Origin of the sequence: Nostoc sp. ATCC 53789 (genome assembly GCF_009873495.1) — a bacterium.
Taxonomy (GTDB): Bacteria; Cyanobacteriota; Cyanobacteriia; order Cyanobacteriales; family Nostocaceae; genus Nostoc; species Nostoc muscorum_A.
In genome coordinates, this window is the sequence record NZ_CP046703.1 from 6763833 (window position 1) to 6789501 (window position 25669).

Here is a 25669-nt window from a genome sequence, read left to right on the forward strand (position 1 = left end):
GCCTACGGTGGGCAGGTAGGCGATCGCAGTTAAATATTTTCTTGTTGGGGGCGTAAGCTTTTAATCGTAGCGGTCAAAACTAGGACAATTGCCAAAACAAACACGGTATTTCTGAGTATTGAGTTATCAGAGTGTTTGATTGCTATGGCTACTAGTGCCCAGAGTATTACTCCTGCATAAGCGATGTCTCGACGCTGGATAACTATAACTACTGCAACTGCTGTTGCTATCAGTACCATGATGAGAGTCCATGTTATAGCAGAAATTCCCCAACCGTTCCACCCGTGAAAATACAAGGCACACGCTATATTGACAATGGTCGCCACGCTAATCCAGCCTAGATAAATGCTGATCGGAAAGTGAAGACACCATTTTTTCAGCCTAGGTACACGCGATTTGCCAATTTCTAACTGTACATAAACACCAATCAGGGGCAACAGAATCAAAAGCATTGCAATTACAGAAAGAGCAAAAAGCCGAGACAAAAACAGATATACCCAGATACTTTGAGCAACACAGGCAATCACCAACAGATAACCTGTCTTACGTAAATCAGGCTCATCTCGTTGGTTAGGTAAAGCTTGGTATATTCCAAAAGCAAACAACCCAAGGTAAATCAGCCCCCAGATAGCAAAGGCGTAATTGGCAGGGATAATCAGGACATTTTTAAATAAAGTATTGGAAATTTCCCCTATACTGAGTCCATTGAGTGGAAAAACGTTCGATAGTACGTTGATAACGAAAGCACCAAAGATTGCAGCCAACGTAACAAGCTGTCGCCAAAAATCCCGGTAATTGCCTCTTGTGGACTGCTGCATAGGATGTTAACTGTTATCTTTTTGTGACTGTAACCATAAGTTTGCTCCGTGATTCATTGATCAAGATGAGTATTTATACTCAGAAATGATCTCTTGGTTTTAAGGTTACATAAACCCTGATCTTTCGGCAACTGTATGATTTTAATACCAATTTAATATGAAGCTGCATAGAAAAGAGCTTCGAGAATAAAGTTATAAGAAGAGATAGATATTACCTGCTCAAGTGTAAGTTGATTAAATATTTCTTGGATGCGATCGCGTAAATTCTGTAAAGAAGAGAAAAGCTGATTTTTGAGTGGTTTCTTGAGGAGCTGCCAAAGCCTTTCAATGGGATTGAGTTCAGGGGCTGAAGGTGGTTGAAACAGAGGAATAATATTTTCTGGCCAACGAATTGCTGAACTTGTATGAGCAGGTGCTTGGTCAACCTGTAAAATAGCGTAATCCCCACCTAATTGTTGAGATAGCCAGTCCAAAAACTGTTGAAAACACTCGCCATTCAGTTTTGGATATTCATAAAGAAAATGATCTCCAGTCAATGGTTCAATTGCACCATAAATCCAAAAATTTTCCCGTGGCCATTTCACCTCAACAGTAGGCTTAACTCCAGAGGCAGTAATCACTTTTCCTGTAAGAGTTTTCAGTCCCACCCTCGTTTCATCCTGGCACAGGTAGCGAACACACTTGCCGGGTGCTAGATGTTTTTCTAGACAATTCAGAATGATACCGAGTTTTTTTTAAACTCAGATACTAACTTTTCATCCTGCTTATGGCTTTGAGGACGTGGTACTTTTAGTTTTGCCCCTAATCGATATCGAACCAATGCATAAACCGTTGCATACTCGATATCAAGCCCCTGCTCTTGCTTTAACCACTCTACTATTGCACCATAGCTACTAAAGCCTTTTCCTGTTTTTAACTCCTCTTCAAGTGCCGTGATCGCTCCTTCAGGAATTTTCCGTTTTGCTCCCGGAGCTTTTTTTATTTTCAATAATTCATCTAGCCCACCCGATCTATATTTTTGTAACCATCTTGTCACCGTTGATGTATCTTTAGCCAAGCGTTTTCCAATATCTTGCTGCTCCTTGGCCTGCCCGCTTTTTATCCACCACAGCATAATAAGTTTTTCTTTCTGGTTCCCTAAATTAGCTGTTTGTAGGCGTTTTTTAAGTTCTTCTTCGCTCTCTGCGATTTCAATCTCAAAAGGGCGGCTCATGGTTCTTTTAATTTATCGAGTTTGTTTTCTCTATTATATGCAGCTTCATATTAAATTGGTATAAAACCAAATGCTAAAACTGCGATCGGCAGACTGATGGTTATAGTAACAACTTGAACAATATGCGATGCGATCGCGGATTAAGCATATTAGCAATAAGAATAGAGACTATTGCGTTGCCGATAAAATTTAGTTGTTCGTGTCGCCTTTGATGCGTAAAGAAAGCGATACACACGTTTGAAGCGCTATGAGCTGCACTTATAGCTAGAATTAGCTGTAACTTATTATAGATACAATACTCTACATAGTTTTGACTTAGTGCAAAGATAGTTTACAAAAGTTGCTCAACCAGTTGCCATAATATTGTCTTCTAGCCTTTGAAGACTTAAGGGTAAAAGTCAGATATCGAGCAAGTCAACATTTTGGTACACTCAATTCATCTGGAAGGCTCATTTTTTAATATATTAAATTAGATAAATTGCTAACTAATTCGATTTATACAAATAAGATGAGCATTGAGATTATTAGTATAAAAAACATCAAAATCCAACAAAATATTATCTTACAAAAGATTTTCGATTTATCTTCAACTCCAACCCCAAACGCTGCTCACATACAACAAATAACCGAGACTTTAGTAAAAACAGTGACAGCAATTGAAAAAATATGCTTCCAGCAGCAAGTAACACCTGCCAACCTGACTAGTTCATCCCGCCAAATATACTCCTGGATGAAGTTCTTGACAGATGAGTGTAACCTAAAACTTCATCTGCAAAGAACTTATTATGTGCGGCAAATCGCTCAAAAAATCCTCAATAATGGTCAAGGGTCAATCGAAGTAATGATTGAATTCACTAATCTTGCACTCTTATACAAGGGTAAGAAGTCTAGTAACGTTGCTAAAATCGTGATTAATGAAGGTTTTATTAATGCGTCAGAAGAAGTTTTACAGGCGGTAGTCAAATCTGCCCTTTTGGGGAATAGCCAAGATAGTACACGACTTATTAGGTCGTTTGCCAGTTCATCAGAATACAGCGATGTACTACTAGAACTTGATTTAATTGCTGAAGTAATTGCAGAGAATGCACAAGGTAAATTTTATAACCTACATCATTTATTTGATAAACTGAACCACGAATATTTTGCGGCAAATCTTGTCAAACCACGCCTTGCATGGAGCCAAATTAACACTTACCGTAAGTTCGGACATTATGAGACAGCTAGAGATCGTGTTGTGATAAGTTTGACTCTTGACAATGCCAATATACCGGAGTTTGTTACTGAATTCGTTTTATATCACGAATTGCTGCACAAGTACCACGGTATAAAGTGGGTTCAGGGCAGAAGAATGGTTCATACAAAAGAGTTTCGTGTATATGAAAGCAGGTTCAAGTTGTACAAAGAAGCATCTGTATGGCTGAAAAAGTTGGCATCTAGCCCAAGACCGTAAATATGTTGAGTCAATCTTTTATGGCACGTTAACGCTATACAAAATAGTAATATAGATTAAAAAACATAAATTACTGTAAACTCCTATGGCGGACATAAATGGTAATTGGTTAGGAACTTACTGGCAAGATGAAATGCCAAGTCGATTTGAAGCAACTTTTGTGCAAAGTGGAAATGTTCTCAAGGGTTCTATTTTGGATGATAACTATTTAGGAGAAGCGACTGTTAGCGGTGAGGTAATTGGACGTAATATCAGCTTTACAAAGCTTTATTTAATAACTTCGCCTTCACCAGTTACATACACAGGTACAGTCTCAGAAAACGAAGATTATATGCAAGGAAAGTGGAGCATTGGCTCTCGCTACTCTGGTTTATGGGAGGCGCGGCGAAATGGAGAGAATCTGATTGTAGATTTACAAACTTTGCTTGAAAAGCAAACTCTATTAACAACTTCAAAAAATACATAGAGGCGATTAGCATAAAATTTGACCCCTCAAAACTTTTCAAACAGCCTCTAAGCGAAGGGGTTGCTGTAGGCCTTACTACTGATTATAAAGTTAACAAAAATTAGAATGCACAAATGCTCAAACCTGAAAAACTTTGTCAGAGTAGAAATAAGGGTTTTGACATTTACCTATGTGCAATTAAATGACTCAAATATTTGAAGGTGCAACGAAAACAGACGATTATATCCGTGTTGCTCAACTTGCAGAAGTTCAGGCAGCAGGCAGTTTATTAGTCCACAAGGAAAAGCATACCATTGCTTTGTTTTATTCAAACAATACAGTTTACGCAATTGATAACCGTTGTCCTCACATGGGCTTTCCCTTACAAGGAAGCACTTGCAAAGATGGTATTGTTACCTGTCCTTGGCATTATGCCCGCTTTGATCTTGCTAGTGGTGGAACGTTTGACTCGTGGGCAGATGATGTTCCTTGTTTCCCAGTAGAAATCCGTGATGGTGAAGTTTGGGTAAATTTAGCACCACTAGTTAACCCTCATAGCCACCACTCCCAACGTCTGCAAGACGGTTTAGAGCAGAATATTTCTTTAGTGATTGCGAAATCAACGCTTGCACTCTTAGATATAGGGGTGAATCCGGTAGAACCATTTCTCATGGGGCTAGAATTTGGCACTCGTTATAACAAAGCAGGTTGGAGTACAGGTTTGACTATCCATACCTGTATGATGAATCTACTACCTTATCTCGATGTAGAAGACAAACCCCGTGCTTTATTCCACGGACTGTCAGCAGTAGCTAATGATAGTGCAGGTGCGCCACCAGAGTTTGTCGTTCACCCATTACCCAACTCGAAAGTAGATTTTGCGACTCTTAAAAACTGGTTTCGCCAATTTATTCAGGTGCGGGATGCTGAAGCGGCACAAAGATGTTTAGTCTCTGCTATTCGTTCAGGAGCTAATTCAAAGAAAATAGCAGATATGCTGTTCTCTGCTGCTACGGATCGTCGCTATCTTGATGTTGGGCATACGCTTGATTTTATCAATAAAGCATTAGAAGCACTTGATGCTATAGCTTGGCAAGCAGCAGAATCAATTCTGGCTAGCCTAGTTTCGGGTTTAGCCAATGCCTCCCGCATGGAAGAATCCAATTCTTGGCGCTACCCTGTAGATTTGGTGGCAATGTTAGAGTCGGCTTTTGAGCAATTACCGACTGCATTAAGTGTGGGCAAATCTCGACAAGGAAGTTGGTCACAACCAGATGAACTAATACCAATTTTATTAGGTGAAGACCCACAAGCGATCGCAGACTCGCTGTTGAATGCACTAGAAGCAGGTTGTACTGAAGAACAATTAGCTGGTGTAGTTACTTATGCAGCAGCATTACGAGTAGCTCGCTTCCACACCAATAATGACTTTGGAGATTGGAATTCAGCCCACCATCCATTTACGTTTGCAAATGCCGTACATCAAGCTTTACGAAGAGTACCAACAGTCGAAGTGCTAAGAGGTGTGTTTGATGCAGCGATGAGTGTGTATTTAAATCGTTTTTTGAATGTCCCACCAGCACGCCTGCCAGAACCTAAAGACACTGTGGAAAATCCCGAACAATTACTCCAGCAGCTACCAGATTTATTAAACCGTCAGCAACAAGTAAACCAGACAGGGCAATTAGTTGCTAACTATTTATACAGTGGTGGTAGTGCTGAAAAACTGATGGCAAGACTGGGAAAATTGATGCTGCGAGAAAACCGTGATTTTCATGTCATTCAAGAAATAGAAGCCGCTTTTCGTCAGTATTCTTACCTCGGTCAAACTTCGGCTGGAATTCATATACTAGTGGCTGCATCTCGGTATTTAGCCGCTCATTCTCCGACAATGCGATCTCAAGGGCAAACTTATCAAATTGCGGAACGTTTACATCAGGGCGATCGCTTATTTGAGGAATCGTGACCGAAAATTAGATGCGTTTGCTCTGAGTCGGAAACGCTGCGCGTAGTTTGCTTCCTCGTAGGGGTACGACGAACGCTCATCAAGATTCATCAGTAATTATCAAACAAAATGCTGATGATAACAGATCCAATGATTCTAGTAATTGAAAAATAGAATAGGGAGTTGGGAGTTGGGAGTTATTATCTTGATCTCCCTCATCCTCCTCATCTCCCACACTCTGCTTTCTATTACTAGAGGTAATATCAAGTCAAAATAATCACTGATTATTAAAATCTAGGAAATTTATTACAACAGTTTTTTGATAATAACTAATAGCTATAGCAATCCTAAATCAATTTCAAAAAAGAGATTAAGCGCAATGTGGAATATATCTTGATTAAAAAACGTATTTTAAGAATTACTCATTGGCAAGATATACCAAATATAGAGAAGTTGAAAAACGACATTTTTCATAGGGGCACAGCATTGCTTGCCGCTAAAGAAGGCTTATTCGCTCTTATAAGGATATTCTGGAACAGCCTATTTTCGTTACATATCATGATGAGGTTGTACAGATGATAAGTTTTGTATCTAATTGGGTTTCAAAAATTGCAACACTTTTGTGTCGGCATTTTTGAGAGCCTTAAAGAGGTTTTAATAATTTCAGAGTGAGTAGTATTTTTATTTCGCCAGAGATATAAAACAGGATTAATTATATTTAGGCTTATTTCATCAGAAATTTATAATTGCGATCATTGTATTATGCGAGTATTACAACGATCAAATAAATTTGATCTGCAAAACTATAAAGGTTATACATTATGTCCATTATTGTTGGTACTCCTAACAATGACTTTTTGGTGGGTACTAGTGGTGACGATCAGATTTCTGGTCGTGCAGGCAATGACAACATCTCCGGGGACCTTGGAAATGACATCATTGATGGTGGAGATGGCAACGATACTTTGGCTGGTAATGGCGGCAATGATACATTCAAGGGCAGTCGAGGTGACGACAGCATTGATGGTGGTGATGGCTTTGATACCGCAGACTACAGCAACTTAGGCAAAAACATTACCCTCTCAGGTGTAGGAACAATTACCAAAGCTGGGGGTTTTGGAACAGATACAGTCTTTAAAGTAGATAGGGTAATTGCAGATGCGACTGTTGCCAACAACACTATAGATGCCTCTCAATCTTTGCCTGGGGTAGCTGCTGTTGCTGACTTAGAAGCCCAAACCATCTCTGCTCTTAACGTTCCTGGTTTGGGAACATTGACATTTAATGTAGTCAACTTTGACAACGTTATCGGCACGATTAATGATGACACCCTTAAAGGCGACAGCCAAAATAACCAATTAACTGGTCTAGCTGGCAACGACCTGATTGATGGTAGAGGTGGCAATGACCTGATTGATGGTGGAGATGGCAATGATACATTGTTCGGTGGAGATGGCGATGACACCTTTAAGGGTGGTCAGGGTAACGACAACATTGATGGTGGGGCTGGCTTTGATACAGCAGACTACAGCAAATTAGGTAAAACTATTACCCTCTCAGGTGTCGGGACAGTTATCAAAGCTGGTGGATTGGGCCAAGACCAACTCTTGAAAGTAGATAAGGTTGTTGCTGATGCTAGTGTTGCCAACAATACTATAGATGCCTCTCAATCTTTGTCTGGAGTAGCTGCTGTTGCCGACTTAGAAGCCCAAACCATCTCTGCTCTTAACGTTCCTGGTTTAGGAACATTGACATTTAATGTAGTTAACTTTGACAACGTTATCGGCACAATTAACGATGACACCCTTAAGGGCGATGGTCAAAATAACCAGTTATCTGGTCTTGCTGGTAATGACCTGATTGATGGTAAAGGTGGCAATGACATCATTGATGGTGGTGAAGGCAGTGATACGTTGTTTGGTGGTAATGGTAATGACACCTTTAAGGGTAGTCAGGGCAATGACAAGATTGATGGTGGAGTCGGTACAGATACCGCAGACTACAGCAAACTAGGTCAAACTATTACCCTCTCAGGAGTAGGGACAGTTACTAAAGCTGGTGGATTGGGACAAGACCAACTATTGAATGTAGAAAAGATTATTGCTGATTCTACTGTTGCCAATAACACTATAGATGCTTCCGCATCTTTAGCTGGTGTATCGATTACAGTTAACCTACAAAGTCAAACTTTGACAGCTAATAACGTTCCTGGTCTAGGGACATTACCATTTACTGTAGTTAACTTTGACGATGTAATCGGCACAAATGAAGATGACTTCATTGCTGGCGATCGCCAAAATAATAAATTAACAGGCAATGGCGGCAATGACACATTTAGAGGCAGTCAAGGTGACGACAGCATTAATGGTGGTGATGGCTTTGATACAGCAGATTACAGCAGCTTAGGTAAAACTATTACCCTCTCAGGTGTAGGGACAATTACCAAAGCTGGCGGTTTCGGAAAAGATACAGTCTTTAAAGTGGATAGGGTAATCGCTGATGCCAGTGTTGCCAACAACACTATAGATACATCTCAATCTTTGGCTGGGGTCGCTGCTGTTGCTGACTTAGAAGCCCAAACCATCTCTGCCCTTAATGTTCCTGGTTTGGGAACATTAACATTTAATGTAGTTAACTTTGCCAATGTCATTGGCACAATTAACAATGACTCCCTTAAGGGCGACGGCCAAAATAACCAGTTATCTGGTCTTGCTGGGAATGACCTGATTGATGGTAGAGATGGCAACGACCTGATTGATGGTGGAGATGGCAATGACACATTGATAGGTGGTGCAGGCGATGATACTTTCAAGGGCAGTCGGGGTAACGACAGCATTAATGGTGGAGATGGTCTAGATACAGCAGACTACAGCAAACTAGGCAAAGCCATCACCCTATCAGGTGTAGGACAAATCACCAAAGCTGGCGGCTTTGGAACAGACACAGTATTTAAAGTAGAAACAGTTATTGCTGATGCTAACGTTGCGAATAACACCATAGATTCCTCTCAATCTGTTGCTGGTGTATCTGTCATCGCTAACTTACAGGAGCAAACTATCTCTGCCCTTAATGTTCCTAGTCTGGGGACAATAACATTTAATGTACTCAACTTTGATAATCTCATCGGTACAAATGCAAGTGACAGCATTACTGGCGATAGCCAAAATAACCGATTAGAAGGTAGAGATGGTAATGACACTATCTCCGGTGGCTTCGGTAATGACACCATCATCGGTGGGCAAGGTAACGATATTCTCACCGGTGGTTTTGGTGCAGATAAGTTTATCTTCAATAGCTTAAGTGATGCTATTGACATTATCAAAGATTACACCTTTGGTCAGAGTGACGTAATCCAAGTTTCTAAAGCAGGGTTTGGTACTACTAACAGTGGAGACTTTACGTATGACAACTCTAGTGGTAACTTGTCTTTCTTAGGTAATCAATTCGCCTTCATTGAAAATCTCTCATCCAATGTGAGTATTCAATTAGTGTAAAGTTCTACGGGTTATATCTCCATGACAAGTTAAAGCTTTTTGCCCTTTGTTGTGGAAGTACTGACTATTAGTTTACACATAACAAATTGAGAGTAGTACAGACACGAGTAATTGTCTCTGTACCCCAGGATAAAAGTTATGTTGCAAAAACAGAATGAGGTTGGGCTGGTAAAAGTATGAATTGTGTCAACTCTCACCAGCTAGCCCTCAAAAAATTTGGTTATTCAGTACTTTATATCCTAAATCAATCTGCTAGAAACCTGAAAATATTGCTGTACGGCAAAAACAGGCGTTATCTTTTAAAATTTTACGCTTTTCTATTAGTTAGGTATTCGAAGCTAGATTTTAAAGCCAAATTTTGATGTTTAACTAATAATTTGGTGCGAAAAATACTGGAAAACCAAAAGTTTTTGCAACATATTCATTGAATATGGCAGTTGCTTCAAATCTCTCGACCCAACACACTATGGTAAACGCATCTAAGGTATAATAATCCTTTAACAGCAAGGGGGTTAGCGTTTGATAATTTAGGCTGTTTTCTAGCTAAAAGCCTTATTTAGTAAGAGTTTTATAAATTCGATGCGTTTGCCATGAAAAACATACTGTTTAATTTTTGGTGTTGAATTATCCTATTTTAATGATATTATTCTACAAAATTAAGGAGTGAGCTTGGTGCAATTTACAATCAATCAATTATTCAAGAAGCTGTCTGTAAAATATTTAACCGTCATTACAGGTATAGTCACGATTCTCCCATTACCAGTTAATGCAGCTACATTTTTAGTAACGGAACGTGCAGGTTTAGAAGGTAACGATCAAGTCAATTGGAGAAGTTTGGGTAAAGTATTCAATCCCTCTGCTCCTGACTTTTCTGTTTTTTTACCTAATTCTTTCTCAACAGCATCCCAAGGTGGTTTAGGGTTAGATATAAATATAGCTCCAACTAATAATCCTCGGGTTACTCCACCGTTTGTTTTTCAAACTTTACCTTCCCCTGGAATTCGGAGTAACTTCGCTTCAGGTGATTTTATTCTCTTTGGAGGTATAGATCCAACAGGTTTTATCCCTCTTCCTCCTGGTACTCCTGATCCTGGTACTAAGGGTAACGGTGAACCTTTAACAATTAGTTTTGCCCAGCCTGTTTTCGGCGCTGGGGCTCAGATAGCTATAGACAGTAGTAAATTGAAAATTGAAACTTTTCTCAACGCTTTTGATAGCACCAATAACCTGTTGGCTAGTTTCTCAGTTCCAAATATTTCGTCCTTAGCATTAGATAATTCGGCAGTGTTCTTGGGAGTTCGTAGTGACACTCCAAACATCTCACGACTAGTTTTTAGTAGTTCTGCTCCCCAATTCGGTTTGGCCATTAATCAGGTAAGTATTCTTGCAGTTCCCGAATCGACTTATACCTTGGCAATATTAGCTTTTGGTGTTTCTGGTGCTGTTTTGAAGCTACGCCAACGTAACTTAGCCAAATAATTAATTCTAATTCGTAATTTGGAAGAGGGTACAGTAGCCCACACCAAAATCTCTGATTGGGTGGTCTGCAACATACTCTTTCCGAGGCACTTTGAGTAGTAAAATCCCCGTAGCAATGAGTACGTGGACTCGCTTTCTCGTGTCGCTATCAGTCATTAGTCCAGAGCTAAGGAGATTTTTGAATAAGAAATTACCAGATCAAACAGTCATTTTCCCATTAGGGAATCACAACTAACTCAATAGATCAGGGCGATCGCACGGGATTTCTGAAATTCTTGCTGTATAAGGATATTGACGAAAAATAGGCTAACTCAAAAAAAGCCAAAACCCTTGCTATTAAAGGATTCTTATACTTTAGATGCCTTTACCCTGCTCAATAGGTCGATCGGGTAATTTATTTTACGGAAATCATCTAGCACTGATTGTAATTACGAATGATGTTAGCAATACTCGTTAACGTCACGATCAATACGACTTATTTTGATGCTCACACAGCGTCGAAATAGCTCGTGATTGAAGAAGTTTGAAGTTCCAGACATACTCCAACTTCTATCAGACGTAAGTTCCGCAACATTTTGATCTTTAGCCAAATTAAAGTTAATGTCATACAAAGAAGTCGAACACATCATAGAAGCTAAGATACAAAAAGCTATACGGAAGCACGAGATCGTAGTTGCTTTTATTAGTAGTATTACTGGCTTAATTTTCATAATGGGTTTATTCCACGCTATTTCGCTCAACCACGCTCAAATACACGCATTTTGCTTGAACTGATTACTGATTGCATTCAATGGGTCTTTACGATTGAGCATTCCCTGCTGTGCATAAAACCAATCCGAGTTACATATATTTTTTAAAAAAGGGAATTGCACTATGGAGAGCAAAAATAATAGCAGACCTATATTGGTCTTATTTTTGACTGTATTTATAGACCTGCTGGGCTTCGGAATTATTCTGCCGATACTGCCTTTGTATGCTGAACAATTCGGCGCAAAACCTAATGAAGCCACTCTACTTGTGGCTATTTATTCTTTAATGCAGTTCTTATTTGCACCATTATGGGGCAGATTTAGCGATCGCTACGGTCGTCGTCCGGTTTTATTACTGACCTTATTCGGTTCTGTAATAGCATACACAGGCTTAGGCTTTGCTAACTCATTATGGATGTTGTTTCTTGCTCGTAGTCTTGCGGGGATTATGGCAGGGAATATTAGTACTGCTCAGGCATACATCGCAGATATTACTACGCCAGCTAATCGAGCCCGTGGTATGGGCATAATCGGAGCAGCTTTTGGTCTTGGCTTCATTCTCGGCCCAGCTATTGGAGGTCTTCTCATCGGGTCAGATCCAGACAACGCTAACTTTCATTTACCGTCGTTGTTCTCAGGTGGATTATCTTTATTTGCATTGCTTTGTGCTTTGATGTTACTTCCTGAATCTCTAAATTCTGAAACTAAAGCCAAGATGCAAGCTAATCGCCACCGCCGGCGACGGCTGAACTTATTACAACTGTCACAGCGTCCACAGTTTTGTGTGCTTGTAGGCATCTACTTTTTTGTTACCTTTGCTGTTGCAGCTATGGACTCTACATTAGCTTTATGGTCTAAGCAGCAATTAAATTGGGGTCCTCAACAAACTAGTTATCTTTTTGCTTTCATGGGGATTGTTAGCACAATCGTTCAAGGAGGACTAATCGGATTCCTCAAGAAAAACTTTGGTGAAATCAAATTACTGACCTTGGGGATATTAGGGTTAGGTTTAGGATTACTGCTAATTGGATTCTCACAAAGCTTAAGTTTATTGTTGGTCGCTACTACACTTGTGGCATGGGGAATTAGTGTTAGTCAACCAATATTGAATAGCCTAATTTCCCAGATGACTGCCCCAGAAGAGCAAGGACAAATATTAGGAATTGCCAGTTCTTGTTCTGCCTTAGCACGCATCGTTGGGCCAATTTGGGCAGGGATTAGTTTTATGAAATTTGGGAGTGATTCTCCTTTTTTGAGCGGATTTTTAGTAATGATAGTAGCTTTGTTTCTTAGTTTACGAGTTACTAAAAGTGCATCTGAATCAAACAAAGAACGTATAGCCTGACAATCCAAGTCTTAAAGGATCTAAAGTTATTGCTGATGTATCCAAAACTTTAGATCCTCCTAAATGCTCCTTAAAAAGGAGAACTTTGAGAAGGTTATTCTCCCCTTGTTATTAAACATTACGAATTACGAATTACGAACTACGAATTAATAATATGACAGGTCGCCGAGTATTATTTTTAGGCATCTTTGTAAGCATCCTCCTAACTTACGCAATTTGGATCGGTGGGAGCATTCCTGCAAGCATCGTCAAACTTCCTGACCAAGGATTAAACTGGTACTATTGGAAGCTTCCCCAACCAACCTTTTGGAGTCGAACGACAGCTTGGGGTATGTACATTGGGCATCAGTTTAGCATCTGGGCGTGTATCTTGTGGGCGCAGCGATCGCAGTTGAGATACAAATCAGCCCTGCACCCGATAAATTACCTCATGCTTGCCATCAATGGTATATTTATCGCTTTACACTTCCTCCAGACCTACATTTGGTATGATGCTCTTGCTCAAGATACTTCAATTTGGGCTTCTCAAGGTGCAGTTGTACTGTTACTGGTGTTCGTACTGATTTTAGAAACACCTCGACGCGGTTTGTTTTTTGGCAATTCTGTTCCATTCCATCAACAGTTTTTGCAAATTATCAAGCTGTACCACGGCTACTTTTTCTCCTTCGCCGCCATCTACACCTTCTGGTATCATCCAATGGAAGCGACTGTAGGGCACTTAATTGGTTTTCTCTATATGTTCTTGCTTCTGCTCCAATCGTCGTTGATCTTTAACCGCGCCCATGTCAACCGTTGGTGGACATTCACTTTAGAAATTACAGTGGTTTTACATAGTGTAGTTGTATCTTTGATGCTAGGACAAAGCAAGTGGCCAACATTTCTCTTTGGTTTTCTTGGCATTTTAGTACTTACCCAACTCCACGGTCTACCTGTGGGTATTTTGACTAAACGTACTATATACGGAGCCTTTTTAGTTAGTGTACTCGCCGTTTATGGACTGACTGAACGCGGCTTGGGCAGAATTTACGAAGTAGCCTATATTCCTCTGATTGAGTTTGGGCTGGTTGGCGCAATTTACTTAATCTTCCTGCTCATCTTATGGACAATTTCTCGCGTACCTGTGAAGACGTAATTTAATGTCCGTCAAAATAATTTGAGATATCTCCCAAAATTAATTATGCGTTACCTAAAACCCTTGTAGACCCACATTTCTCACAAGCTTGAGGGGCAGAGGGGCAGAGGTGCAGAACTCAGTACAACTTCTTTCTCCCCTGCTCCCCTGCACAAGGCTCTATCGAAATGTGGTGAGAAATCCGGGGTAGAGAGCTTGCAATGCAACGCCTCTACAAGGGTTTTTACTCCTATGTCTAATACCTTTGCCAAAACCTTAGACAACTGCTAAATTATTCAAGCTACCTTTGTAGCCACTAATCTCAATCACAGCATCCGTGAGGGCAGAGAATCCATTAGTATTATCGTTGAGTGCCAGAAAAGTCTGCTGATGATTGCCTGTACCAAGGGTAAAAGTTGCCGCACCTTTAGCGACAAAATCAGTGACAGTCAATATCTGTTGTATATCCGAGAGATTTAGACTTGCAACTTTGCCAAGTTGAACTAAATTAGCAGCGCTAACTGCATACAGCCCATCAATTTTATCTTGAGAAATATTCAAGTCAGTTATTTTATCAAAGCTAGACAGCAGCGAATCACTCAGGCTGTTAAACACAAATTTATCAGCGCCACAACCGCCTGTGAGAATATCACGCCCAGCACCACCATTGAGGATGTCATTACCATTACCACCGACTAGCTTGTCATTTCCGGCTAATCCAAGGAGTTGATCGTTGCCGTTTTTGCCAGAAATTTGATCCTTACCAGCCCCACCACTGAGTTTATCTGCACCGTTACCACCGTTTAAGGTAATGTTTGGCACATTTCCGTCTGTAGTGGTTTTGCTGATTAATTGACCATTGGTATCATAAAAATAAGTGGCAACTGCATCAGTAATGCCATCACTATTTTTGTCAATATCTGCGGAAATTAGTTTGCCATTGCGATCGTAGTTGAAAGTCGTAATGTCGTCAGGGATGCGATCGCTATTTTTGTCAGCAATCTGTGCAGCGAGTTTGCCGTTAGCGTCGTAACTGTAAGCGGTGACTTCATCAAAGATGCCATCATTATTTTTGTCAATTTTTTGTGATGTCAGCTTGCCGCTAAAATCGTAGCTGTAGATGCCAACTGCATCAATTACACCATCATTGTTGAAGTCATAGCTAGCGGATGCGCGTCCATAAGTAGAGGTTGAGACAAAATCAACTTTGCCGTCGCCGTTGTCGTCAAGGTTCAGGGATGTCACGTTGCCCTTGGCATCATAAGTAGAGGTTTCGACATAATCAACTTTGCCGTCGCCGTTGCTATCAATGCTATAGGATGTCCGGTTGCCCTTGGCATCATAAGTAGAGGTTGAGACAGAATCAACTTTGCCGTCGCCGTTGCTATCAATGCTATAGGATGTCCGGTTGCCCTTGGCATCATAAGTAGAGGTTTCGACATAATCAACTTTGCCGTCGCCGTTGCTGTCATAGCTATAGGATGTCCGGTTGCCCTTGGCATCATAAGTAGAGGTTAAGACAGAATCAACTTTGCCGTCGCCGTTGCTGTCATAGCTATAGGATGTCCGGTTGCCCTTGGCATCATAAGTAAAAGTTGAGACATAATCAACTTTGCCGTCGCCGTTAAATTCACTGCTAAAGGATGTCACGTTGCCCTTGGCATCATAAGTAGAGGTGTCGACACGATCAACTTTGCCGTCGCCGTTAAAGTCACTGATCGAGGATGTCTGGTTGCCCTTGGCATCATAAGTAGAGGTTTGGACAAAATCAACTTTGCCGTCGCCGTTGCTGTCATAGCTATAGGATGTCCGGTTGCCCTTGGCATCATAAGTAGAGGTTTCGACATAATCAACTTTGCCGTCGCCGTTGATGTCACTGCTAAAGGATGTCTGGTTGCCCTTGGCATCATAAGTAAAAGTTGAGACATAATCAACTTTGCCGTCGCCGTTCCTGTCTTCGCTAGAGGATGTCTGGTTGCCCTTGGCATCATAAGTAGAGGTTTGGACAAAATCAACTTTGCCGTCGCCGTTGCTATCAATGCTATAGGATGTCACGTTGCCCTTGGCATCATAAGTAGAGGTTTCGACATAATCAACTTTGCCGTCGCCGTTGCTGTCATAGCTATAGGATGTCCGGTTGCCCTTGGCATCATAAGTAGAGGTTTCGACATAATCAACTTTGCCGTCGCCGTTGCTGTCATAGCTATAGGATGTCCGGTTGCCCTTGGTATCATAAGTAAAGGTTGCGACATAATCAACTTTGCCGTCGCCGTTGCTATCAATGCTATAGGATGTCCAGTTGCCCTTGGCATCATAAGTAGAGGTTTCGACATAATCAATTTTGCCGTCGCCGTTGCTATCAATGCTGCTGTATGTCCGGTTATAGCTGTAGGTAATAACGGAGTCTACTATCCCATCACTGTTGTTGTCTGTCTTCTCAGATATCACTTTGCGATCGGCATCGTAAGTGTAAGTTGTGGTTAAGGTCATAAATTAGTTTTCCTTATCTGTTTTATTAGAGTTATTTTCTGTAGTACTACTTAGTCTAGAGAGATATAAAACTTTAATTTAAAAATTATTCAGAGTTTATTTAAAATTCATATTTGCTGAACTTCAATAAAGTTACTCTAAATTCTAGACGTATAGCGATGCCTACGGCAACCTGCACTAACGCATTAAAGAGAGAATTCTTAACGGGCAACAGAGTGTTTTAGGTGGGAGCTAAATCCGCACCCACAACAACCAATTACATAATGAATTAGACGATCATGAGAACTAAAATTATGAACCTTCTACCCTCTGCCTCCTTCAATTATTGGAAATACTTGACAATCCAATCTCAACCTTAAATAAACATTAGAAAACTCACTATTTTACTCACCACCACTAATATTTTTTTGTTGTTGATAACGCAGTTTAAACTGGTTTTGTTGTATTTTATGATCCACAATTGGGTCAGGATAGCCAACAGCATGACGTTCTAAAGGTGGAATTTTCCCAGTAACTAAATATTCTGTATCTACAGACCTTAATTCTGATACCCATTGCCGAATATATTCCCCTTCTGGATCGAATTTTTGTGTTTGACTGGCTGGATTGAAAATCCGCACAGGTTTGGGGTCCATACCGCTAGAAGCACTCCATTGCCAACCGCCATTATTAGCAGACAAATCTCCATCAATCAACTTCTGCATAAAGTATTTTTCTCCCAATTGGGGATTAATTAGCAAGTCTTTAGTGAGGAAACTAGCAACAATCATTCGACAACGGTTGTGCATCCAGCCACTTTCATTCATCTGGCGCATTGCTGCATCCACAATAGGGTAGCCAGTTCTTCCTTCACACCAAGCTTGGAAATGTTCTTCATTAGTTTCCCAAGGAAAGTTCTTAAAGGTGTCGCGGAAAGCACCATCGGCTAATTCCGGGAAGTTATACATTGCGTGTTGATAAAACTCCCGCCAAGCTAATTCCTGTTGCCATGTGCGGATATTAACTGCTGTTTCCTCACTACGACTATTTTCCAGTGCTTCTATGGTTGCTTGCCAAACGGTGCGAATGCCAATTACCCCAAATTTTAAAGCTGCACTCAGTTGTGATGTGCCATCAACTGCGGGGTAATTTCGCTGTTCTTGGTATTCAGTAATCGCTTTATAAGTAAATTCTTCTAATTTTTCTTGCGCCGCCGCCTCTCCTGGTGCAATAATCAATTCTCCATCCCAAATAAACCCTAAATCTTTAGCTGAAGGTAATGTCACAGAACCCGCAAGTTTGGCAATTTCTTGTTCAGCTTCTGTTAATCCCTCAACATTTTGCAGTGTTTCAACTGGGTTCGCTTTCGGTTTGATAATCCAATTTTTCCAGAAGGGGGTATAAACCGTGTATGGACTGTTACCACCTGTGCGGATCTCATCTGGGGAATTGAGGATTTGATCCCAGTTTTGATTAAGAAACTCAATACCTTTTTCTTTGAGGGCATTTATAATGGTGCGATCGCGTTCTTGTGAATAAGGTTCTACATCCCAATTCCAAAAAACAGCTTTGGCGTTTATTGCCTTTGCTAAAGCTGGTATAGCTTGTACAGGATCAGCGTGGAGTATTAACAACTGGCTACCAACTTGAGCATATCGCTCTTGGAGTTTCTGCAAACAGCCAATCATATAAGTTACTCTCACAGTAGCAACATCATCCCGTTCTAGAATATGTGGATCGAGGCAAAACACGCCCACCACCTTTGGACTTTGCCGTTTTGCCGCAGCCAGCCCCGTATTGTCAGAAATGCGTAAATCGCGCCGATGCCAAAACAGAATTAAGTCAGACATTCTATGCTGTATATAGTTCACCCGTACTAGCTTAGATGCTAGTGGTACCAATGAACATCATTCTGGCGATAAATTATATTCTGTAAATGGGCATTGGGCATTGGGAAGAGGACTTGGGGACAAGGAGAATTGGGGACAAGGGGAAAGACTTGTTTCAAGTTCTCACTTCTTGTCCCCTTGTCCCCTTGTCCCTCTGCCCCATTCCCCGGTTTGTCAGTCGGGAATAGTGGCTTTTTAGCTCAAAGATAGAGTATACTCTTCTTAACAGTTAATTAGTCTTTTTGTCATGGCTAACCTACTACTTGATGACGGTACGATTGAGAGCGATTTAGGCGAAATAGCTCGTGAACTTGCGCCTTTTGGCATTCAACTCAGACACTACGACCCAGGAACATCGCTACTCTTCCCCAATCTGTTAAGCCAGGACGTTTTAACTGAGTCTGAGAAACGTTATTGTGTAGAACTCCATAACAGCGTTTTTGAATTTCTTCAGCAAGAAAATGGTGCTATCTGGTGTGACTTGCTAAATGTGCATCCAGGTTCCTTTAATCTTCACCATCTGATAGCAACCTACAGCCGTTACCATACTCATCCTGCGCCTGAACCCCTCTACGTGTTAGCAGGAGAAATGATCTATGGCTTTGTACGACCTGATGGCAGTCAGGTACAGCTTTTAGTTCAGGCACAAGACTATCTTTACATCCCCGCCGAGGTTGAGCATTGGTGCAGTCCAAGTGCGTCGTTGAATTTCAAAGCAGTACGCTATTTTGCAATAGCCGAGGGTTGGGTTCCCAATTATACGGGTACTCAAGTTAGTGATTCACTCAACAAGCCAAGTTAAAGCTCAGTTACATTATTGCCAACTCTGATATTTCTTACTTAATGCTTTAACGTGTCGCAGAAGTCCCCACCTTCTCTGCGAGACGCTATTTGCGTTCAATGTACTCTAATGATAGGTATTGTGAGCGGGGGGATTCGTCATCGCCCTTGCCGTCTCCCCTTGGGAGAAAATTTTCTGATAGAATTATTTGGTCTTGACCATCAATGCCATAAGCGAAAACCAAGCTAACAGGTATATGTTGCAAGAAAAAGATTTGGGTCTTGGGAACCAGGACTCCTGCCCTTGGAGGGAATGTTAGACTTTCTGGTACTACGAAGTCCTGGAGACTGTTCCCGATGAATTGGGAAGCCCCGTCCGTCTTACGGCGGCGGGGTAGTTCACTGCTTTAACTCTAAACTCAATTCTCTTACTCAATTAGAAGATTTAAGTGAGGCGCTATTAGATTTTTCCACATCATCTGACTTGACAAAATGGTTAAATAATGTAGTGCAAAGCTGAAAGATTCACTCAACTTCCTCACAGAGAATTAACAGCGTTTCCATTGCCTCTGCTAGAGAAATCAACTCTGTCCAAGAGGAGCCACTAACTAGATTTTGGGCGTGAGCTAATCGGTTTCGCAACTGTTCAGCAGACTTTAGGAAGCGTTCACCAAACCGTTTGGATTTTAATCCCAGTTGCTGGAGAAGTTCTGGCTGATTTAAAATCAACTCTCGCTTATCACAGAATTGCAGATAATCTAACAAATCCGTAGCTTCGTTTCTTTCCTGACTCTCTCGCCATAACCGTTGAGCAACCTCTAAGCGCTCAGGTTTGAGGACTTTTTGCCAAGAATCTTGAGGATAGTAAATCCGCACCAGGCGCAGCAAATTCATTTCTAGGAGCGTTACCAAGCCAAACAGCAGCATTCGCGCGGGTGCTTTCTGCAAGTCGCCACAGGTAATAATACCACTTACCTGATTGCAGTCCAAGACAAACAATCGCGGAGTTTGTTGTAGGATGGGTAGCAACTTTATCAGTGGGGTAGAAATGGCTATTAGTTCTTTGGGATGAAACACCCGTTGATAGTCGCCACACTTGCCTTCTTTGCCTTGAATCAAACTAGAGCGTTCTACATAACCGCTTATAATATCTCCTGTCTCAACGCCGATAACATCAAAATTTTGTGCCTGCATCCAATGCAGCACTTCTGTCACCTCCGCATTAGCTGGCATAGCTTTGAGGGGTTCTGCCACATATTCAATGGTGATATTGTTCTCAAATAAACTCCGCAGGTCTTGAGAACGCGATTTTAGGTGTTTCATCCTCCGGTTGTGAACTTACGCTTAGATAATCCTAGGGCACTCACGCGATGTCTGCGACGGGCTACGCCTACGCCAGTGGAATTTTCTGCCAGATTACCCCTGCAATCGCTATCTCGACAAATACCATAGACCAATATCATACTATCCTAGTTATTATAAAGATAGTGACGCTTAGACATTTTCAAGGAATAAAATATTTTGCAACTACAAAAAAATAAATATTTATGTAGTTATTTGGATCAGATTAGTTGATTAATTTTGCTAAAAATGCCGAAAATTCTCGCAAAAAAATGTTATTACTAAAACGACATATCGAATTGATAGTTGGTAGAATTTTACCAACGATAACCAAAATTGATAAATAATATTATTATGCCAAGAAAAGAACAAGGATGGGTTACATTTCAAACCTCAGAGGACGAGCGGAAGATTCTAGAGGAGTTCTGCGAACAGTCTCAACGCACCAAGACTGAGATTTTGCGGGAACTCGTGCGTAGTCTCCCTCAGCACTCGTCAGGAACAGTACTACCACCAACTCAGCAAGAAAAACAGGAAGATATCTACTATACTCAAAAGCCTGATATAGAAAGTACTATTCCCAAGAAATCACTAAAAGTTAGCTCTCGTAATATTCTTAAAGGTGTTGTTAAACGAGTTGTTTATGGAGCAGTTAATAGTGAGATAACTCTGGAAATTATTCATAAAGTAGAATTAACCTCAATTATCACCAGAGCTTCGGCAGAAGAGTTAGAACTATCTGAGGGAAAAGAAGCTTATGCAGTGATTAAGTCGAACGATATTGTCATTGCTAGAGAATAAAAATACGGGATTTTAGGCGTTGGGTATTAAATGTCAGCGTAGGCGTAGCCCGTCGTAGATATCGCATCTACACCCACAGCAAAACTGACGAAGGTTACAACTTTTAGTAAGCATTTTTTGATAGAGTGATGCTTTGTCAAACGCTCTCATATTCATGTCGTCCCAGGTATCGCTCCCCCAATCGCTCCATCCATACCTACCCCTCACCGCTCTTGCGCCCATGCAGGATGTGACAAACCTCTGGTTTATGAAGGTCATTGCCCACTACGGCAGCCCTGACTACTTCTTCACCGAGTATTTCCGCGTCAATGATACCTCACGGCTCAATCGTAACATTCTGGCAGCAATCACCGAAAACGACACGGGTCGCCCTGTTTTTGCTCAAATGATTGGCGAAAGCATTCCAGACTTAGTAAGAACAGCAATTGATCTCTGTCGCTATAATATCGCTGGAGTTGATTTGAATATGGGCTGTCCAGCACCTAGAATCTATCGCAAAAATGTTGGGGGTGGATTGTTGCTCTCACCAGAAAAAGTAGATCGGATTTTAGCAGAATTGCGGCAGGCAGTGAACGATCGCCCTTTGACTGTCAAGATGCGCGTAGGCTTTGAAAATACAGATAACTTTTACAAAATTCTAGATATAATCAATCGCCACAACATTGATTTATTGAGTTTGCATGGTCGCACAGTGAAAGATATGTACCACGGGGCAGTGAGATATGATTTGATTGCTGAAGCGGTTAGACGAGTCGATTGTCCAGTGCTTGCCAATGGCAATATCAACTCTGCAAAAACTGCTATTGAAGTGCTTTCTCAAACGGGCGCAGCTGGTGTGATGATAGGGCGCTGGGCGATTGGCAATCCTTGGATTTTTAATCAAATTCGGCAAGCTTTGCGCTTCGAGCCGATCGCACCCGTTCCTTTAGTAGAAGTACGCAACTATATTGATCGTTTATGGCAGACCCCCACAGCAGCAACTATGCCAGAGCGATCGCGTGTAGGCTATCTGAAAATGTTCCTCAACTACATTGCCCTGAGTGTTGACACTGAAGGTCATTTCCTGCGGCTGATGCGACAGACGCAGACCGAGATAGAATTGTTTAACCTCTGCGATCGCGTTCTCCTTGCCGATCTGACGAAAACTTTAGCCCTAGCACCCTCCTTGAGCGTTTAAGTAACTATGGCAACTATTTGAAATAGGCATTTTTGACGCTTTCTGAATACGAATGCGAGGTGCTGAAAATAGTACCTCGCAATCTCTCTGTGCTGTTTATTTATGGAAGAGTGTCAATCATCATTAAGCAACAATAATTTTGTCGTTGGTTAGTGACAATCCAGCAGATAATTGGGCAAATTTTACCTGATTAAAGGCAGATGCACTGCCATCTTGGTCAAAGAACAGTCCACCTGTAGAAAAATCATAGATAAACCGTTGATTGCTTGTCGTTGCAGATGTTCCAACGATAAACTGATTTTGCTGAAGTGAACCTATTGATAACCCGCCACCAAAATCAGCAGCCGATACCTGAATCCGGTCATTAGTTACGTTGAAGTCATAAAGACGATCAATACCTTGATTAAAGCCATTGAAAACAAAGGTATCATTGCCAAAACCACCTGTTAGGGTATCATTACCAAAACCACCTGTCAGGATATCATTTCCATTACCACCTTTGAGGGTGTCATCTCCATTACCACCGCTAAGGGTATTATTCCCTAATGCGCCAAATGCAGAGATGTAATCATTATCATCACCCCCCAAGAGTAAGTTATTGCCTGTTGAATAATCAACAATCAATTTATCAGCACCAGCGCCACCGTTGAGCGTATTATTGCCTGATGCCCTGCGATAAACTCCTTTTTCGTCGCCGGAATTGTCGTATTCGTAGCCAGAGGCTGAGAGATAATCATTGCCATTATCTCCATTGAGTAGATTATTGCCCGTTGAATAATCAACATTCAAATTATCGTCACCAGCACCACCATTAAGGGTGTTATTTCCAGTAGTGTTATAAAAAGCTCCTCCGAAGCCGCGGCCGTAGCTAGAACCGGAGAGAGAATCATTGCCATCTCCACCAGAAAGCAGATTATTGCCTCGTGAATAGTTAACATTTAAGTAATCGCTACCAGCACCACCGTTAAGGGTGTTATTCCCTGAAGTGTTATCAAACCTATAGCCCTCAAATTCAGAGGCAAAGAGAGAGTCATTGCCATCGCCACCAGACAGCAGATTATTGCCTGTTGAAATATTAGCACTCAAGTAATCGTCACCAGCACCACCGTTGAGGGTGTTATTACCAGAGGAAAGATTGATAGAGAGATAATCGTTATTATCACCACCATCTAGGAAGTTCTTACCTGTTGAAAGTAAGGCACTCAAGGTATCGTTACCAACGCCTCCGTTGAGGGTGTTATTGCCAGACACTCTAGGGTCGTAGTAGCCACTAGAGGCAGAGAGATAATCATTGCCATTGGAACCATCCAGTAAGTTATCACCTGCGGAACCGTCAGCAATCAAGGTATCGTTACCAGCGCCACCCTTGAGAGTGTTATTACCAGACACCACATTACCTTCGTAGTCCCCTAATGCCGAGAGACTATCATTGCCATCGCCACCAAACAAGAGATTATTGCCTGCTGAAGAGTCAACATTCAAGTTATCGTCACCAGCACCACCGTTGAGGATATTGTTCCCTGCACCACCCCGTAGCAAGTCATTACCAGCACCACCGTCGAGGGAATCATTGCCAGTATCACCAATAAGGGTATCGTTCCCCGCACCGCCAATGAGAGTATCATTTCCCGTACCACCCCGCAGCAAGTCGTTGCCACTCTTGCCGTCGATGCGGTCATTCCCGCCCTGACCATTGATGACATCATTTGAGTTATCTAAACCTGTAACGTTGTTGTCGAGGTCATTGAGGAAAGTCACCGTGTTCTTGTTGAACACGCTAGTTGCAGTGGAGTTGGCATCAAAGACATCAAAACTATCGGTGATGCTAGTTTGCCCATCAAACAGGATATTACCAATAGCTGGTCTGTTTCCAGAAGCTTTCAGGTTATCGAGGTTTTCTAATTTGAAGTTTTTTAGAATCGTTTTGGTATTAGCAACCCCATCAAAGGTAATTTCCAGATTGTTACCATTCTGGGTAAGCAACAGATTTTGGGCAGTCAAATCAGCACCCTGGAATTTGATCGTATCCACTTCGGCAATAACTGCTGCTGTCGGGTTTGTTCCTTTACCTATGCCACCAAAATCAGTGATAGTATCAGTCCCATCACCCAAGTTGTAAATAAATTTATCCTTGCCGCCACCACCAGTCAGAGTGTCATCGCCCTGTTGAGCTGTAATGGTATCGTTGCCTACTTTACTGTTAATTATGTCAGCGTCATTACTGCCCAGTAGAGTATCATTACTGTTAGTTCCAATGATATTTGTCATAACTTTTACCTTTCTTAATCGATATTCCCGTAAATTTAAATTTCTCAGCCCTGAATTAGTACTGTTTTAGAACACAAAAACCCGCCGAGAGTTGATACTTTCGACATATTTTGATTTCCCTCTGGAGGGACAGTAATTTTTCTTGAAAATCCACACTGTTGAGCAGATTGCAACTAGCACCTATCTACATATCAAAATCTCATGCACTGTACAAATTAATGACTTTGTGCATGAACTCAAATAGTTCATTTCAGGCTTTTTATAAGCATCCTTGATTAAATACCTTAGGCGCAGCCCCAACTTAGGCATTCTTGCAAAAACATCACAAAATCAAGCTTAAATGCCTGAAAATCACACTTCATACTTTAATTTTTTTGTCAATGCGTAAATCCTAGTGTCTTGAAAATAGGGAACAGTTAACTCTTGATACAGAAGGTTATTTTTATCCCCTCGTTGTGGGCTATTGACTGTGGGTGTCTAGCTTAAAAAGAGAGAACATTTAAATAACCTGATACTAACTAAATACTGAAGTTTGCTTGTATGTCTATACTTCAAAAAGTATCTTTGCATACTCTTTACATTGTAGGAGAGATATGTGAGTAAATAGTCGTAAAAAAAGTAAACTATGTAAAGATAAATAAATCGCAATCGGTTCGAAGAAGAAATCAAAATGGGCTACGCTCCGCTACGCTAACAAAGACGTTTCCGTTACTCTGGTCATAATCAAGATGATCTCTACGAGACGCTGTGTTATCCGCCAATCATACAGAATTAAGGATGAATCCTGACTTCTAAATTCTGTTTTGATAAACGGGAAAAGCTTGGTCTACAAAGACTTTGGTATAAACTTTCTTCGAGGAAGAAGACCAAAATGCAAGGAGTCAGACATAGTTTT

The 25669-nt window shown here is 41.2% G+C and carries 18 protein-coding genes; 11 read left to right on the forward strand and 7 right to left on the reverse strand.

The genetic code is table 11. The features are described 5' to 3' along the window. Positions 1-29: 29 nt before the first annotated feature. The 3 genes from GJB62_RS28015 to GJB62_RS28025 form a co-directional block, all read right to left on the reverse strand. Entirely contained in the window at positions 30-818 is a 789-nt protein-coding gene (locus GJB62_RS28015) for a tryptophan-rich sensory protein (RefSeq protein WP_114084140.1), read from the reverse strand. Positions 819-970: 152 nt separating this feature from the next. Continuing rightward, positions 971-1465: an IS630 family transposase gene (locus tag GJB62_RS28020; RefSeq protein ID WP_245246029.1), complete on the reverse strand. Its 495-nt coding sequence runs from the start codon at positions 1463-1465 to the stop codon at positions 971-973. A gap of 65 nt (positions 1466-1530) precedes the next feature. Then, the gene (locus GJB62_RS28025) at positions 1531-2031 is read right to left on the reverse strand and encodes a helix-turn-helix domain-containing protein (RefSeq protein ID WP_114081708.1); all 501 of its coding nucleotides are present in this window, start codon (positions 2029-2031) and stop codon (positions 1531-1533) included. A 508-nt stretch (positions 2032-2539) separates the two neighbouring features. On the opposite strand from GJB62_RS28025, the gene GJB62_RS28030 reads away from it, so the two are divergent. The 7 genes from GJB62_RS28030 (at position 2540) to GJB62_RS28060 (ending at position 14070) form a co-directional block, all read left to right on the forward strand. Further along, positions 2540-3481 carry a M48 family peptidase gene (locus tag GJB62_RS28030; RefSeq protein ID WP_114080823.1) on the forward strand — a complete coding sequence of 314 codons (942 nt, stop codon included), beginning with the start codon at positions 2540-2542 and terminating at the stop codon, positions 3479-3481. 85 nt (positions 3482-3566) lie between these two features. Beyond that, on the forward strand, positions 3567-3947 hold the full coding sequence (locus GJB62_RS28035; RefSeq protein ID WP_114080824.1) for a hypothetical protein: 381 nt from the start codon (positions 3567-3569) through the stop codon (positions 3945-3947). 181 nt (positions 3948-4128) lie between these two features. Further along, positions 4129-5892: a Rieske (2Fe-2S) protein gene (locus tag GJB62_RS28040; protein ID WP_114080825.1), complete on the forward strand. Its 1764-nt coding sequence runs from the start codon at positions 4129-4131 to the stop codon at positions 5890-5892. An 800-nt stretch (positions 5893-6692) separates the two neighbouring features. Then, a complete protein-coding gene (locus GJB62_RS28045; protein ID WP_114080826.1) occupies positions 6693-9365 on the forward strand; it encodes a calcium-binding protein in 2673 nt (890 codons plus the stop codon). A 672-nt stretch (positions 9366-10037) separates the two neighbouring features. Continuing rightward, positions 10038-10844 carry a hypothetical protein gene (locus GJB62_RS28050; protein ID WP_114080937.1) on the forward strand — a complete coding sequence of 269 codons (807 nt, stop codon included), beginning with the start codon at positions 10038-10040 and terminating at the stop codon, positions 10842-10844. Positions 10845-11717: 873 nt separating this feature from the next. Further along, positions 11718-12938: an MFS transporter gene (locus GJB62_RS28055; protein WP_114080827.1), complete on the forward strand. Its 1221-nt coding sequence runs from the start codon at positions 11718-11720 to the stop codon at positions 12936-12938. A gap of 154 nt (positions 12939-13092) precedes the next feature. Further along, entirely contained in the window at positions 13093-14070 is a 978-nt protein-coding gene (locus tag GJB62_RS28060; protein WP_114080828.1) for a hypothetical protein, read from the forward strand. Positions 14071-14325: 255 nt separating this feature from the next. On the opposite strand, the gene GJB62_RS28065 is transcribed toward GJB62_RS28060, so the two are convergent. Beyond that, a complete protein-coding gene (locus GJB62_RS28065) occupies positions 14326-16539 on the reverse strand; it encodes a bluetail domain-containing putative surface protein (protein WP_114080829.1) in 2214 nt (737 codons plus the stop codon). Between the two features lie 383 nt (positions 16540-16922). Next, positions 16923-18368 (reverse strand): deoxyribodipyrimidine photo-lyase, 8-HDF type, encoded by a 1446-nt coding sequence (locus GJB62_RS28070; protein ID WP_114080830.1) that lies wholly within the window; start codon positions 18366-18368, stop codon positions 16923-16925. Positions 18369-18654: 286 nt separating this feature from the next. Here GJB62_RS28070 and GJB62_RS28075 point away from each other — a divergent pair, with 286 nt between their 5' ends. Next, positions 18655-19209: a cupin domain-containing protein gene (locus GJB62_RS28075; protein ID WP_114080831.1), complete on the forward strand. Its 555-nt coding sequence runs from the start codon at positions 18655-18657 to the stop codon at positions 19207-19209. A gap of 339 nt (positions 19210-19548) precedes the next feature. Next, complete coding sequence (locus GJB62_RS37655; protein ID WP_245246203.1) at positions 19549-19707, forward strand: DUF4351 domain-containing protein; 159 nt, start codon at positions 19549-19551, stop codon at positions 19705-19707. A gap of 5 nt (positions 19708-19712) precedes the next feature. Here GJB62_RS37655 and GJB62_RS28085 read toward each other — a convergent pair whose 3' ends face one another. Next, positions 19713-20510, reverse strand: a complete 798-nt coding sequence (locus tag GJB62_RS28085) for a hypothetical protein (RefSeq protein WP_114080832.1) — start codon at positions 20508-20510, stop codon at positions 19713-19715. Positions 20511-20882: 372 nt separating this feature from the next. On the opposite strand from GJB62_RS28085, the gene GJB62_RS28095 reads away from it, so the two are divergent. After that, positions 20883-21329, forward strand: a complete 447-nt coding sequence (locus GJB62_RS28095) for a molybdopterin-binding protein (RefSeq protein WP_114080833.1) — start codon at positions 20883-20885, stop codon at positions 21327-21329. Positions 21330-21483: 154 nt separating this feature from the next. Then, positions 21484-22506, forward strand: coding sequence for a tRNA-dihydrouridine synthase family protein (locus GJB62_RS28100; protein WP_114080834.1), 1023 nt, complete (start codon positions 21484-21486; stop codon positions 22504-22506). Between the two features lie 123 nt (positions 22507-22629). On the opposite strand, the gene GJB62_RS28105 is transcribed toward GJB62_RS28100, so the two are convergent. Then, positions 22630-24774, reverse strand: a complete 2145-nt coding sequence (locus GJB62_RS28105) for a calcium-binding protein (protein ID WP_114080835.1) — start codon at positions 24772-24774, stop codon at positions 22630-22632. Between the last annotated feature and the right edge of the window lie 895 nt (positions 24775-25669).

Bases quoted from the DNA above. Each gene is read 5' to 3' on its own strand.
- GJB62_RS28015 (WP_114084140.1), bottom strand. From the start codon at position 818: ATGCAGCAGTCCACAAGAGGCAATTACCGGGATTTTTGGCGACAGCTT.
- GJB62_RS28025 (WP_114081708.1), bottom strand. From the start codon at position 2,031: ATGAGCCGCCCTTTTGAGATTGAAATCGCAGAGAGCGAAGAAGAACTT.
- GJB62_RS28030 (WP_114080823.1), top strand. From the start codon at position 2,540: ATGAGCATTGAGATTATTAGTATAAAAAACATCAAAATCCAACAAAAT.
- GJB62_RS28035 (WP_114080824.1), top strand. From the start codon at position 3,567: ATGGCGGACATAAATGGTAATTGGTTAGGAACTTACTGGCAAGATGAA.
- GJB62_RS28040 (WP_114080825.1), top strand. From the start codon at position 4,129: ATGACTCAAATATTTGAAGGTGCAACGAAAACAGACGATTATATCCGT.
- GJB62_RS28045 (WP_114080826.1), top strand. From the start codon at position 6,693: ATGTCCATTATTGTTGGTACTCCTAACAATGACTTTTTGGTGGGTACT.
- GJB62_RS28055 (WP_114080827.1), top strand. From the start codon at position 11,718: ATGGAGAGCAAAAATAATAGCAGACCTATATTGGTCTTATTTTTGACT.
- GJB62_RS28060 (WP_114080828.1), top strand. From the start codon at position 13,093: ATGACAGGTCGCCGAGTATTATTTTTAGGCATCTTTGTAAGCATCCTC.
- GJB62_RS28065 (WP_114080829.1), bottom strand. From the start codon at position 16,539: ATGACCTTAACCACAACTTACACTTACGATGCCGATCGCAAAGTGATA.
- GJB62_RS28070 (WP_114080830.1), bottom strand. From the start codon at position 18,368: ATGTCTGACTTAATTCTGTTTTGGCATCGGCGCGATTTACGCATTTCT.
- GJB62_RS28075 (WP_114080831.1), top strand. From the start codon at position 18,655: ATGGCTAACCTACTACTTGATGACGGTACGATTGAGAGCGATTTAGGC.
- GJB62_RS28085 (WP_114080832.1), bottom strand. From the start codon at position 20,510: ATGAAACACCTAAAATCGCGTTCTCAAGACCTGCGGAGTTTATTTGAG.
- GJB62_RS28095 (WP_114080833.1), top strand. From the start codon at position 20,883: ATGCCAAGAAAAGAACAAGGATGGGTTACATTTCAAACCTCAGAGGAC.
- GJB62_RS28100 (WP_114080834.1), top strand. From the start codon at position 21,484: ATGTCGTCCCAGGTATCGCTCCCCCAATCGCTCCATCCATACCTACCC.
- GJB62_RS28105 (WP_114080835.1), bottom strand. From the start codon at position 24,774: ATGACAAATATCATTGGAACTAACAGTAATGATACTCTACTGGGCAGT.